Below are 13,395 nucleotides of genomic sequence, written 5' to 3'. Positions count from 1 at the left end.
CAGGGTTATGAAAAAGACGATTCTCGCATTTAGCCGTGTTCACCCAAGCCTGCTCGCACCTTATGCTGACCAGTTCAACATCATCGTGCTTGATCCCAAGGAGGGAGACCTCGACGCACAATTCCAGGCCGCGCTACCGAAGGCGCATGGACTGATCGGAGGGAATCGTAAGTTTGGCGAGAGAGACCTAGAGGCAGCAGAAAATCTGGAAATCATTTCCAGTATCTCCGTGGGGTACGACAACTATGATCTGGCCTACCTCAACCGTCGCGGGATCATGCTAACCAACACTCCGGACGTTCTGAATGAGACAACAGCAGACCTGGCGCTCGCCTTGATTCTGGCCACTGCTAGGCGCATTCCAGAGCTGGATGCATGGACAAAGTCTGGGTCATGGAGCAAAACCATCGACGAGTCGGCTTTCGGCTGTGACGTCCATGGCAAGACCCTAGGCATTATCGGACTCGGAAAAATTGGTGCAGCCATCGCCCGCCGAGGGCGCTTCGGGTTCGGAATGGAAATCCTATATTCTGGCAACAGCCGTAAACCTGAGCTGGAAAAGGAACTTGATGCACGGTACGTTCCCCAGGAGCATCTGCTCCGCGAGGCAGATTTTGTTTGCCCGGTTGTGCCGCTCTCCGCCCAGACCAGGAATCTCATCAGCCGCAAAGAGCTGTCACTGATGAAGTCCGAAGCCATACTGATTAACGTCTCTCGCGGCGCTGTGGTGGACGAGGAAGCTCTGATAGATGCCCTTCAGAATCATCGCATCCGTGCTGCCGGCTTAGACGTGTACGCCAAGGAGCCAATGTCGGAATCACCACTGTTCAAGCTGACAAATGCCGTCACAGTGCCTCATATCGGCTCTGCTACGACTCAAACACGATTGGCAATGGCGCAACGGGCACTTAAAAATTTACTGGACGGCCTCCGGGGGCAAGTCCCCGTAGACTTAGTCAATCGCGAAGCCACCAGATAACTGCTTATCTGGAATACGACTAGGGCTTACTAGAAAAAATTTTGAGATAAGAACATTTAACTTTAACTTAAACCATAGAGCACTGTGAAGCCAGGACACTGGGAGTTCACCAAAGCTCAGAAGTCGGTAAGCACTCAGGTTGAATTAGATACTCGCGGAATCTATTCCATTGAACATCATGGCCTGCTCCAGAGCAGGCCTTTAAGTTAAGATATAAACCCTTTCCTCGCGCAGCATTAGGGCTGCCGCACCTTATGCGTTGAGCATTGTCATGCCGAGTAGTGCGTGTCTCGCAATCATCCATGACCGTTAGCCTGCCCCCTAGCGCTACAGCTATATCGTGGTCCCCCGGTTCTTGGACCACTGCCTGAAGATCTGATGCGCCAGACCTCACTTTTCTAGAGCCCAGCCGTATGTCATGATGGCCGTATGACGTCATGGATCTACTACAAAAATGCCAACACAGCAAAAGCTCATAGAGATTTACTTTGATTCTTTAAAGAACCTAAAAGATTTTCCACTTCAGCTCGACAGCACACCACTTACGGCTCTAATGGGCACAAATGGTTGCGGAAAAACAACGGTTCTTCATGCGCTAGCCTGCGTATATTCACCGCCGAATGAAATCTCTCCCAATTACAAGCTATCAACTTTTTTCAATCCAACACGAGACTCTACCTGGAGAGGCAGCTCCTTCACAGTTAAATACAATGAAAGAGAAGGAACTAATTACAGAGAAGGACTTGTTCAGAATTATGCTAAAGCAGCTGATCGCTGGACTCCCAGATATGAGAGAAGACCAACACGCTTCACAAGGCTGATCACCATCAGAGAATCTGTTCCTGAGGTGGAGTTCGTGAGTGCGACTGGCCTAATAAAGTACAGCAGAGTAGTGCGTGATTCAGCTACTGACCTGGCGATTTTGGATAGCGCTGGTAGAATTCTTAATCGTGACTATTGAGCTTACCACAGTGTAAATTATGATCGAGGCGGAAGAGCATCATTTGGAGTTACAGCGGGAGGACTTACTTATCCTGCGCTTTCGATGAGCGCTGGTGAGCAACGTGTATTTCGCATACTTGAAGCCGTTTTCACTGCTCCAGACTATGCCTTAATTCTAATTGATGAGATCGATTTATTTTTACATCAAGATGCCTTGAGCCGCCTCATTGAATCTTTGCATGATCATTGCAGCAAAAAGAACAAACAACTTGTAATGACCACGCACTTCCCGCCAATTGCAAAAATGTACAATAATGTTTCGATCACCACCCTTCATCGAACACCTGAAAAAACAGTGTACTGGAGTGGTTATTCTCTAGCGGCTTTGAGGCACATAACTGGAGAGCTGAGCAGAGAAATAACAATTTACGTTGAAGATGATTTAGCCTCAGCGATCATTGGCCAGATTGCTCTTGATTTGAGAATGCGACCTCAAGTTGATATCGTCATGTATGGCGCAGCCATAAACGCATTCAAACTTGCTTCCGGCCTCGTTCTGGCAGGTCGCCCGCTTGATAGTGTGCTCATTGTTCAAGATGGCGACTTATATTCCAGTAAATGCGAGCGCCGAGATAGAGTCTCACAAGAAATTACCGGCACTGAAGTGTTTAGAGCGCAACAACGAAAAAATGTGCTAGGTCGGATCAGACCGCTCAAACCGAAAAATCTTGAGTCTCCCGAACGTGCTATCAACAATCTTCTCAGAAGCATACCTAACGATAATTTATCGCCTGACGAGATCGATTTGCTGGAAATAGCGAGAAATGTAGTAAATGCCAGGGATGATCATAGCTTAGTAAGTACTATCGTTGCCCACACTGGTGAGTCTAGGGCAATCGCACTTTCTCGAATAGTAAAGCTAGCATCCAAAGCTGCTGACTGGAAACGTTACACACAAATCATAAGGCCGGCGATGTTAAGCTTACGTAACGCTCTAAACATCGATCCTCTACATTAAGTTGGCTCTGTGCGCGCACATAATTTCTTACGGATCAACAGCCAAGCTGCGAAAGGCCAAATCTAAAATTAAAAAAAACTCCCGATCATTCTTCCCCGAGTGCGTGGCGAAGGGAAGAATGATGGGAGCAAAATGGCACTTCAAGCAGTGATTTGGCTGCCGATCAGTGCCAGAGACCCAGCAGGATTGTCGCGCCGATGACCGTCGCCGCGCCTCCAATCCGGGTCGAGATTTGAGCGAATGGCATCAGGGACATACGGTTGCAAGCGGACAAGATTGCCACATCTCCGGTGCCTCCAAGGCCACTGTGGCAACTGGTCACGATGGCGGATTCAATGGGGTACATCTTGAGCAGATTCCCCACCAAGAAACCAGCGAGCGCCATTGCCACCACAACGGAAACACAGACCATCACGTAACCGACTGAAAACACGCTCGCCACACTCTCCAGTGGCACGTAGAGCATTCCAAGTCCAATCATGGTCGGCCAAATAAAGACTGTAGATACCAGCTTGTAGAATTTCTTGCTGCCCTTTTCCAACCGGTCAGGCAAGACCCGGAGATATTTGAACAGTACAGCGACAACGATCATCATGACTGGACCAGGAATGTGGACTAGCTTCTCCAGCAAACCACCCAGAACGAAGAAGGAGCAGATTAGCAATACACCCGCACCCATGTAACGGAAGTCAATTTCTTTGTCTTCCTGCTCTTCTACTTTGAATTTGTCATTTTCTTCCTTGGCACGAATCAGCATACCGTCACCATTCAGATGCGGCTTACGCACAGCCAGGCGGGCAAGTACTCCTGCACAGATGATTGCAACTATATTCCCTACCACAGCAGCAGGGACCAACTGCGCTACAAACTGTTCTGGAGTGCCGCCTAAGATATGCGCATAGGCGAGCGAAAGAGGCAAAATACCTTCACCGATACCACCACCAATAATTGGAACAATAATAAAGAAGAGAGTATGGTGCACGGTGTAACCGAAACAGACTCCGACAAGAACACCAGCTAGTATCGCGGCTAGCGTACCAGCTACTAACGGTACGAACATACGAATCATACCCTGTACAAGGATAGTGCGATTCATACCCAGGATGCTACCAACTACTAAACTTGCGATCACGAAATAGAGGAAATTTGCATCCTTCATCAACATCTTCGTGGCATCAATGGTGGTGCTACCAAAGAACCCATGAAACACTAGAACTGAAGGTAACAAAAGGCAGAGGATTGCGCCTCCACCGATATCTCTTAAAATTGGTAAGCGCTGGCCAATTTGGCCCAGAAACATGCCAAGCGTCATGATCACGGCTAAGCCACCAATCATGGTCTTAGGCAACATTCCGAAATGGGCAGATAGAAACACGATCAGCGAGATACCGAGGAAGTATGGAAACGGGATGACCCCGATTTCGTAACTCATTATTGCGCTGAAACGGCTTTTTGGGGTCGAGGCAAGAGTAGCGGAAGTCATACGCGGGTCCTCAATTATTTTTGTGTGAGGAGAATTAATTTCTGCCCGGATCACGGTTTTCCGAGGCTAAGTACATGCTATCCTTTAACGAACCGTGGAAAAATACGAATACCATGAAGACTATGAACACGATTCATGAAGAAGCGCCGCTCCCAGAGGATCTGCGGGTGTTCCTGACCGTGATCAGGAAATCCAGCTTCGCAGCGGCAGCAGCTGAGCTTCAGCAGTCTCCCGCCTATGTGAGTAAACGCATAAAAATCCTAGAGGAAACCCTGGGAACGAAACTCATCCACAGATCCACTCGACGCATAGCGCTGACGGATACTGGTGTCCGTGCTGAACAGTGGGCCACGAGAATCCTCAATGACATTGACGATTTCATGGGTGATCTGAGCCAGGTGCGGAAAGCACCTCGCGGGCTTCTACACATTTGTAGCAGCTTCGGCTTTGGACGTAATTATGTAGCCCCAGCTATTGCAGAGCTTTCAGAGGAATATCCAGACCTTGAAGTTCGTATGGATGTGTTTGATAGGGTGGTGGATATAGTAGCTGAGGGGTTCGACCTTGAGATTCGTGTAGGTGATGATATCCCCGGCCAACACATCAGTCGTCTGCTGGTAGCAAACCGTCGCGTAATTTGTGCGACTCCGGAGTATTTGGCAGCACGCGGCACCCCAAACACCATTGAGGATTTAGCAGACCACGACTGCCTCGTTCTTAAGGAGCGCAATAATAGTTTCGGTGTTTGGCAATTACGTAATGGTCAAAAAGACATGGCTGTGCGCGTGAACGGAAAGCTATCCTCAAATAATGGCGAAATTGTATTGCAATGGGCGCTCAGGCATCGGGGCTTATTGTTACGTTCAATGTGGGATGTTAAACCGCTCTTAGAACAAGGGCGCCTTGTGCAAGTGCTTCACGACTACAGCCAGAGTGCTAACGTCTGGGCTGTCTACCCTACGAGGCTGGGCGAGTCGGGAAAGCTGAGAGCATGTGTTGAGTTTTTAGAGGCATGGTTCAGTAGACTGAAAGCAGACTGAACCATGCTCGGTGCCCCAGTTAAATGGGGCAGCCCTTGCTGCGCAGAATCTCATCAAATCGGGATGGGTCCAGTTCACCGGATGCCACGGCCTTCAGGATGCTTGCTTCCCTGTCCAAAAGCTCAGTGCAACGGGCATGAACCTTTGCCAACTCATCGGTCCTGACCGCTACCACACCATCTGCGTCGCCGACTATAAGGTCACCTGGGTTTACCAGCATACCGGCGCAAGCAATCGGAACGTTAATTTCTCCGCCTCCATCAGTGCTTGGCCCCCGATGTACATACCCAAGCGCATAAACCGGCAACTCTCCGTCTAGCCATTCCTCACGGTCGCGTATCGCACCGTTGATCACGACACCAGCGATGCCCGCCTTGATAGCCATCGCACGCATGATGCCACCAATGACAGCCCTGCTGAGATCTGCGCTGCCATCGATCACAAGTACATCGCCAGGACGTGCCATCTGTATAGCCTTGAGCACGAGGAGATTATCACCAGGACGAACCCTTACCGTTAAGGCTGTGCCGCACAGATGACGAAGGCCATGATAGGGCTTCAAACCTAGACCGCCCGTATTTCGTCCTAGGCAATCACTGACAATTGCGGATGGCATACCTTGAAACGCCTCATGCCAATCCTTTAACAGTGATGGGGCGCACGGTTTGATCAGATAACCTGCTGGCCAATCACCATGACTTATCACATTCAACATTGCGGTAGCTCCTAAGCGGGAAGCAGCGCATCCCGCCCATCAGACGTATGGCTCTCAAGCCAGCCAAGGATTGCTGGCAAGGTGGCGCTTCTCGAACTCGCGGATTTCATCGCCGCGCTGGAGCGTCGTGCCGATGGCATCGAGCCCCAACATCAGAGCTTCTTTACGCAACGAATCGATGTTGAATGCGATAGCACGACCATCTGTCAACAGGATGTGCTGAGCCTCCAAATCAATGGCGATACAGGAACTCCCACGCTCGCTCACAACCTGGCCGATCTCTTTGAGTTCAGCGGGTGAAAGCTGAATCGTGAGCACCCCGTTGCGCTGACAGTTATCGTAGAAAATGCCAGCGAAGGTCGTACCGATCAGGGCTCGAATGCCCAGCTGCTTCAGGCCCCAGACGGCATGTTCTCGACTTGATCCACAGCCAAAGTTTGGGCCTACCACCAGAAAAGTGGCAGTGTTCCATGGGTCTTGGTTGAGGACGAAATCAGGGTTGGTAGTGCCATCCAAGAGGAACCGCAAATCGAAGAATACCCCTCGGTCCAATCCACTACGGTCGATTCCCTTCAAGAACTGCTTTGGCATGATCACATCGGTATCGACGTTGGCTGCCAGCATTGGGGCTGCATAGCCCTCTACATATTTGAAAGGTTCCATGCTCACGCCTCCAACGCCAAAGAACGTACATCAACCAAATGACCTGTGACCGCAGCCGCAGCAACCATTGCAGGGGACATCAAGTGGGTACGAGCACCGGCACCCTGACGGCCTTCAAAGTTACGGTTTGTACTGGAAGCGCAACGATCACCCGGATTAAGGACGTCATCGTTCATCGCCAAGCACATGGAACAGCCAGATTGTCGCCACTCGAAACCGGCGTCACGGAAGATCTGTGCCAATCCTTCAGTCTCAGCCTGATCACGCACCAAGGTGGACCCAGGTACGATCATCGCACGTACGCCATCCGCCACCTTCCGCCCTTTCACTACGCGAGCAGCATCGCGCAAGTCCTCGATCCGCGCATTCGTGCAAGACCCGATGAATGCATGGCTGATTTGAATGCCTTCCAGAGCAGTACCTGGTTGCAAATCCATGTAGCGCAAAGCGCGCTGCAAGTCTTGGCGCAGAATCAGATCAGCTTCCTGCATAGGGTCTGGTACAAGGCCGGTAATTGAAGCAGCTTGGTCAGGGCTGGTTCCCCAGGTAACCATCGGCTGAAGATCCGCAACGTGCATTCGGACTTCTTTGTCAAAAGTCGCTTCAGGGTCAGAGTGAAGCTTCTTCCACTCCTCAATCGCTGCGCTCCAGTGTGCACCTTTGGGTACTCGTGGTTTGTCTTCAAGGTAGGCAAACACTTTCTCGTCAGGTGCCATGAAAGCTCCCCGCGCCCCTGCTTCCACAGCCATGTTACAGATGGTCATCCGAGCCTCGACGCTCAGGTCGGTGATAGCAGGCCCAGTGAACTCAATGGCATATCCGGTGGCACCAGCAGCGCCAATCTGGCGGATGAGTTCCATGATGATATCTTTGGAGACCAATCCTGGACCAGGCTTACCCTCGACCGTCACACGCATCGTTTTGAGGCGCTTGTAGACAAGGGTTTGGGTAGCCAGCAAATGCTCGATTTCTGAAGTACCGATACCAAAACCGAACGCGCCAAGGGCACCGTAGGTAGTGGTGTGACTGTCACCAGCGGCGACGACCATTCCGGGCAAGATGAAACCTTGCTCGGGTGCCACGACGTGTTCGATACCTTGGCGCTTGTCCAATACGTCAAACAGCTCGATACCGAAATCTCGACAGTTCTGCTCGAAGTAATTGACCTGAAGTGCACCCCCAGCATCTGGCATGTCCGCAATACGCTCAGGTGCTGTTGGGTTGACGTGATCCACAACACACAACGTCGCGGAGGGTCTCCACACTTTCCTTCCCGCTTCACGCAAGCCGCTGAAGGCCTGAGGGCTGGTGTATTCATTGGCAACTTGACGATCAATGTAAAGGAGCACATGCCCCTGATCATCCAGCTCGCACACGGTGTGGGAATCAATATGCTTCTGATAAAGCGTTCTTGGAGTGCTCATCGCAAGTACGTACCCTTTGTTGTTGTTCAGGCCCTGAGGCATCACGGTCACTGCTTGGCAGTGTTAACAACAGGATATCGATACGAGAACACACATCAACTGGCTCCCAGTGGATGCTCAGTTCACACTTCGTGAATCCATCAAAACTGGCGAAGGATGAGCAAACCCGCGCAGCCCAGTAAAAAAAGCGAAAACAGCCCACACAGCACTGCCTCGGGTGCTCTATACGCCCACTTCACACCCCAGCTGACGCTTAATAGACCGCCCAGCGCCATAGCTGAGCCCATCGACCAATTCACATGGCCGCCTATACCGTAAGTGACGAGGGTGACTAGTGAGCTAGGCAGAGCAAGGGACAGAGCCATCCCTTGTGCTGCGACCTGGGTCAATCCAAAAACGCCGGTCAAAACGGGTACGGCAACCACGGAGGCACCGACCCCAAAGAATCCTCCCAATGCACCGCAGCCAGTTCCCAACACAGCAAGTCGTGACGATGTGGGATGCGTAAGGGATTTGGAAATGGCAGCCAGTCGAGCCCTCACGAGATTCAACATAGCCAGAAAAATCATCAGAATCGCGAATCCGAACTGGATGACTTGAGCATCCATTTTGGTAGCCAGCCGCGCTCCCACACCAGCACAGATGAACCCTGCTCCAGCAAGAGGAAATACGAGTGGCCAGTTTAACGGTGTGCGCTGCTGATACCGCCAGAACGCAAGAACTAGATTGGGAACCATCATCACCAAAGCCGTGCCCTGTGCGAGCTTTTGCGACTGCTCGAAGATGATAGTCATGACGGGGATGGCAATGAGTCCTCCACCTATCCCAAAAAAACCGCCCAAAGCCCCCATGGCTACGCCGAACGCAAAATCTATAATAAGGGCGAGCACTGAGAGTCTCCATGAGAGCAGGTGAGGTAATTTTAATTAAATTACTCTTTCAATGCTGACTACTCAACAGCAGATCGTAAAGCCTCGATCTACATTTCGTGAACGTCAATTAAATGACCTGCACATGATTACACGCCGGGCCAAAAAAATTGACAATAGTTGCAGCTCACTTAAAAACGCAGGCATAAAATAAAAATCTAAACCATTAAAAATTCCTACCCACCAGATGCTGAACCCACGTGGGCTTAGGCTCTGTACGAAAAGAGATGTCGCAAACATCGCATGGAACAAGCCAGCGAGACCATGGCGGCATAGCTTTTTGCGAGCTTGTCGAAGCGTGTCACGATCCGGCGGTTCTCTTTCAGCCAGCCGAACATGCGTTCGATGATGTTGCGCTGTCGATACTTGGGGCGGTCAAACAGCCTGGGTAAGCCAGGCTTGGGCTTGCGCTTCATCGAACGCATCGGAATGACGGGTTGCATTCGATATTGGTCGCAGTAGCGGCGCAGCGCTTCGGCGTCGTAGCCCTTGTCGGCAAGCAACCACTTGCAGCGTTTACGCGGGCGGCCTCGTTGGCTCGATGGAATGCTGACTTCGTCCAGCAGAGGTTGCGCGTAGCTGATGTCACTGGCTTGGCCGCCAGAGAGGAGGAAGCGCAACGGTGTCCCGTTGGCGTCGCAGAGCATGTGAATCTTGGTTGTCAGGCCACCGCGACTGCGGCCTAGAGCGTGATCGGCAGGCTCGTCAGGCCCCCTTTTTTCCCGGCGCCAGAAGAGGCTCGGGTTGCGCGTACTGCGGTTGAGTCGATCATCCAGGTTTGCAAATCAATCAAGCCTTGCTCATTCAGTCTCAGGTGCAAGCGTTTGAGCATCTGATCGAATGTGCCCTGGTTTCGCCAGCCCCGGAACCGTTGATACACCGTTGACCAAGGGCCAAAGCGTTCCGGCATATCTCGCCACGCTGCACCCGAACAAAGTACCCAAAGCACGCCATCGAGCATCAGACGGTCGCTCAGGCGGGGCCGCCCCCGGCAATGGGTTTCTGTGAAGAGATCGGCGACCACAGTCCAAGCCTCATCCGAGAGTTCGTAACGCTTTGCCATCACAGAATTCCTTTCCGTAGATGGCCGGGAACCCTACAGAAATTCAGCGTCCGAAGGGTGGCGATTGGGTTTCTCGGGATTTCGTACAGAGCCTAGTAGGGGGTGCGAAGAATACGGTATATCTCTTGAGTGGCGCCCTAAGGGTCAGCCAAACTATGGCCCACATATCGAGCGTGCTTTCCGGACATTCATGAGCGAAGCGCATACGCTCAAGGGAACAACATTTTCCAATGTTAAGGAAAAGTTAGACTATGACTCTGAAGGGCGTGCTTGCTTAACGCTAGCTGAGCTTGAGCTATGGTTTACTATTTATATAGTATATGTTTATCATAATAATAAGCATGTTGGAATTTGCGACTTTCTCCCTATAAAGCGTTATGCTCAATGTGTTTTTGGGAACGATGAAGAATTGGGCGTTGGATTGCCGGAGCCGATTGAGAATGAAGAGAAGTTGCGGCTGGATTTTATGCCGTTCGAGTATAAAAGTGTGCAGCGTCATGGAATAACCTGGGATTATATAAGTTACTACGCGCCAGTGTTGAAAAACCGCATTGGTCAGAAGGATGCAAACGGGAAAAGCAGAAAGTTTTATTGTGTCAGGGATCCTCGAGATATTAGCGTGATCTATTTTTTGGATCCGGACCAGAAAGTCTATTTCCCCATTCCTTATTTCGACGCTACGCTGCCCCCAATGAGTAAATGGGATCTGAAGGAGGTTAGGCGAATAATTAAGATTGATCCCCGCGGGCATGTAAACGAGCATGCGATCCGTGAAGGGTATTACAGAATGCGCAAAATTGAAGAAGAAGCAATAGAGAAAACCAGATTGGCGAAAAATGCGCGAGCAACGGAAAAGCGTAAAAGACGTACTGCCGAGCGTCGAGCCGGATGGAGAGGTGTCCACGCTGATGTGTCGACGCAACCGATAGACACATTTGATGAGGGTGTTGATGAAAATCTGGATGCTTTTGACGAAATAGAGACCGATTAGTCATGAGTGATTTTTCCCATTTGCTACCATCGATAATTGATAAAGTCTCGTGCATGAGCGATCAAGAGCGTATAGATCACCTCGCTATGCAAAGATGGATAGGGTATACACGAGCACGTGAAGTCAGTGAGGCCCTTGAATCGTTATATAATCATCCGCGAGTAACTCGGATGCCGAACATGCTACTGATCGGCCGGACGAATAATGGGAAAACCGACATAGTCAAGCGCTTCGCTGCAAAGCACCCTGCCGCTGAGAACTTGGGTGGCGAACACATCTTGGCTCCTGTTATTTTTGTCCAGACACCGCCAAAGCCGACTGAAAATGGATTTTATGCGGAGATCCTCAGGCCCTTGATGATAAAGCCTGTCGCGGGGTCAAACGACACAAAGCGTTCGCAAGTAATAGATATACTTCGGGCGGTTCAGTTAAAGGTTCTTATAATAGATGAGATGCATAATACATTGGCTAATTCGTCGCAAAGCCAGCATCAGTTTTTGAATCTTATAAAGTATTTAACTAACGAGCTACAGGTGTCGATCATCGGGGTGGGAGATGAGACTTTACTGAATGCTGTGAGTATTGATTCGCAAATTCAAAATAGATTTGAGCCTCAGATACTAACACGTTGGGTCAAAGGGGCAGAATTCACTAGACTGCTTAAATCTTTTGAGAAAATTTTGCCGCTCAAAAAAGCATCAAATCTCAGTGAGCCTTTGCTGGCGGCAAAAATTCTGTCCTTGAGCGAAGGTACCATTGGGGAGCTTTCTAAACTTCTGAATGCAGCAGCAAGTCTTGCTATACAGTCTGGAGTCGAAGCTATAGATCTCGAAATCCTAAACTCCTGCCAGTTCACGCCACCTTCGCAGCGGCGAAGAATCATGGGTGAAATATAAAATGGTTCCTATGCATCCTCAGCCAAAAGCGGGCGAGATTTTTTCCTCTTGGCTGGTGAGGCTGTCCTTGGCAAATGGTCTGCCACTGCACAGCTTTTATTCTGGATTGCTAAATTTTCGTCAGGCAATCTGGAGTCGTGATATTGATCGGCATCCGCCTATTGGCTTACTGGAGTGCCTTAATCACGTTACTAAAGCTTCAATAAGCCAGCTTAATGAGCTAAGTTTAAAAAAGTATGAAGGTTTGTTCTATGACAGTCTTTCGGTAAATGGCGTGGCACCATGGTTGCTGCCGCTAGGAATTTATCATCGTACCCACAAGCTTGCAGGTATGCAATTTTGTCCGCTTTGCCTAAAGAATGATTCGAGCCCATATTACAGGCTCAAGTGGCGAATAGGGCTGATAGTGCTATGCGAAGTGCATAACTGTGTTTTGATGGACCATTGCCCGAGATGTAATAGTCCAATTATTTTCCATAGACATGGAATCGGCAGAGGGAAATATCTACACCCTCATTGCCTTAAGTATTGTTATGCATGTAATGATAATTTGGCCGCAGTAGAGCCCATTTATCCACAGTGGCCAGACCTCAGCTCGCAATTTCTGCTTGAGCGCTTGATTCGTGAATTTGATTCTTGTCCATGGCAGGGGTTCCCGGTCGGTGCTGATTGCCCCCTACCCTTTTTTATAGGATTGCGCGCGATTTTGAATTTGCTTAATGGCCGTTACGGAGAGCGGTTGCAGAATTCAATATGTTCTCAACTACCTATAGCAGTTGTGCAGACGTCCGCTCTGCACTTTGAATACCTGGGACCAGCTAGACGTTTGCATCTGCTGCTATGTGCATGTTGGTTAATACAAAACTGGCCTGACCGCTTCGTAACATCCTGCCGCACCGCTGGACTATCAAGAAGTCGAATCCTTGAAGAGCCTGATGCTAGTCCTTATTGGCTTGAGGCTGCGCTTTCCAATTATTTGGATAATCGGACCTACTCGCCAAACCAAGAGAAATTTCTGCAAGCGGCGGCATATTTAGTTTCAAACGGTCTACAATTGAGCACTCAAAACGTTATGCGAGTTTTAGGGGTCCAACGGGACGCAGCAAGAAGAATGATTAAAATTTGGCTTCCATATCCGTAAAGCTAGCCTTTTGTAAAGATTATGGACGCACTTCCGCGATGGGTGTTCGTTAGGGGCGAATTAGGCTTCCCGCGAGGTCCCAGTGAGACATACGGGCCCAGTATCTACTGA

The 13,395-nt window shown here is 50.1% G+C and carries 12 protein-coding genes and 1 pseudogene; 7 read left to right on the top strand and 6 right to left on the bottom strand.

The window, feature by feature from the left end:
* Positions 1–7: 7 nt before the first annotated feature.
* The 3 genes and pseudogenes from PVV54_RS05470 to PVV54_RS05460 all read left to right on the top strand — a co-directional run.
* A complete protein-coding gene (locus PVV54_RS05470) occupies positions 8–979 on the top strand; it encodes a 2-hydroxyacid dehydrogenase (protein ID WP_274908959.1) in 972 nt (323 codons plus the stop codon).
* A 454-nt stretch (positions 980–1,433) separates the two neighbouring features.
* Positions 1,434–1,940 carry an ATP-binding cassette domain-containing protein gene (locus PVV54_RS05465; RefSeq protein WP_274908958.1) on the top strand — a complete coding sequence of 169 codons (507 nt, stop codon included), beginning with the start codon at positions 1,434–1,436 and terminating at the stop codon, positions 1,938–1,940.
* A gap of 78 nt (positions 1,941–2,018) precedes the next feature.
* A pseudogene (locus tag PVV54_RS05460) lies at positions 2,019–2,939 on the top strand (AAA family ATPase); the annotation flags it as partial.
* Positions 2,940–3,102: 163 nt separating this feature from the next.
* Here the strand turns inward: PVV54_RS05460 and PVV54_RS05455 are convergent.
* Positions 3,103–4,422: a 2-hydroxycarboxylate transporter family protein gene (locus tag PVV54_RS05455; RefSeq protein ID WP_274908957.1), complete on the bottom strand. Its 1,320-nt coding sequence runs from the start codon at positions 4,420–4,422 to the stop codon at positions 3,103–3,105.
* 122 nt (positions 4,423–4,544) lie between these two features.
* Between PVV54_RS05455 and PVV54_RS05450 the strand changes: the two genes are divergently transcribed.
* Positions 4,545–5,462, top strand: coding sequence for a LysR substrate-binding domain-containing protein (locus tag PVV54_RS05450; RefSeq protein ID WP_274910392.1), 918 nt, complete (start codon positions 4,545–4,547; stop codon positions 5,460–5,462).
* A gap of 19 nt (positions 5,463–5,481) precedes the next feature.
* Here PVV54_RS05450 and PVV54_RS05445 read toward each other — a convergent pair whose 3' ends face one another.
* From PVV54_RS05445 to PVV54_RS05425, 5 genes are all read right to left on the bottom strand, one after another.
* The gene (locus PVV54_RS05445; RefSeq protein WP_274908956.1) at positions 5,482–6,177 is read right to left on the bottom strand and encodes an RraA family protein; all 696 of its coding nucleotides are present in this window, start codon (positions 6,175–6,177) and stop codon (positions 5,482–5,484) included.
* Positions 6,178–6,231: 54 nt separating this feature from the next.
* Entirely contained in the window at positions 6,232–6,846 is a 615-nt protein-coding gene (gene leuD, locus PVV54_RS05440) for a 3-isopropylmalate dehydratase small subunit (RefSeq protein WP_274908955.1), read from the bottom strand.
* Positions 6,843–8,264, bottom strand: coding sequence for a 3-isopropylmalate dehydratase large subunit (leuC, locus tag PVV54_RS05435; RefSeq protein ID WP_274910391.1), 1,422 nt, complete (start codon positions 8,262–8,264; stop codon positions 6,843–6,845). The genes leuD and leuC overlap by 4 nt, the downstream gene beginning before the upstream one ends.
* A gap of 140 nt (positions 8,265–8,404) precedes the next feature.
* Entirely contained in the window at positions 8,405–9,154 is a 750-nt protein-coding gene (locus PVV54_RS05430) for a sulfite exporter TauE/SafE family protein (RefSeq protein WP_274908954.1), read from the bottom strand.
* A gap of 245 nt (positions 9,155–9,399) precedes the next feature.
* Positions 9,400–10,256, bottom strand: a protein-coding gene (locus PVV54_RS05425) for an IS5 family transposase (protein ID WP_274907383.1) whose coding sequence is annotated in 2 segments (ribosomal slippage) — positions 9,400–9,912 and positions 9,915–10,256 — 855 coding nt in all. Because the reading frame shifts where the segments join, the coding sequence is not laid out codon by codon here.
* Positions 10,257–10,446: 190 nt separating this feature from the next.
* Between PVV54_RS05425 and PVV54_RS05420 the strand changes: the two genes are divergently transcribed.
* The 3 genes from PVV54_RS05420 to PVV54_RS05410 are packed head-to-tail and all read left to right on the top strand — an operon-like array spanning position 10,447 to position 13,284.
* Complete coding sequence (locus tag PVV54_RS05420; protein WP_274908953.1) at positions 10,447–11,247, top strand: Mu transposase C-terminal domain-containing protein; 801 nt, start codon at positions 10,447–10,449, stop codon at positions 11,245–11,247.
* Positions 11,248–11,249: 2 nt separating this feature from the next.
* Entirely contained in the window at positions 11,250–12,143 is an 894-nt protein-coding gene (locus PVV54_RS05415; protein WP_342456603.1) for a TniB family NTP-binding protein, read from the top strand.
* Positions 12,133–13,284 (top strand): TniQ family protein, encoded by a 1,152-nt coding sequence (locus tag PVV54_RS05410; protein ID WP_274908951.1) that lies wholly within the window; start codon positions 12,133–12,135, stop codon positions 13,282–13,284. Before PVV54_RS05415 ends, PVV54_RS05410 begins: the two co-directional genes overlap by 11 nt.
* Positions 13,285–13,395: the final 111 nt, after the last annotated feature.

Origin of the sequence: Pseudomonas sp. PSKL.D1 (assembly GCF_028898945.1) — a bacterium.
Classification (GTDB): Bacteria; Pseudomonadota; Gammaproteobacteria; order Pseudomonadales; family Pseudomonadaceae; genus Aquipseudomonas.
This window is presented reverse-complemented; position numbering and strand designations above follow the sequence as displayed.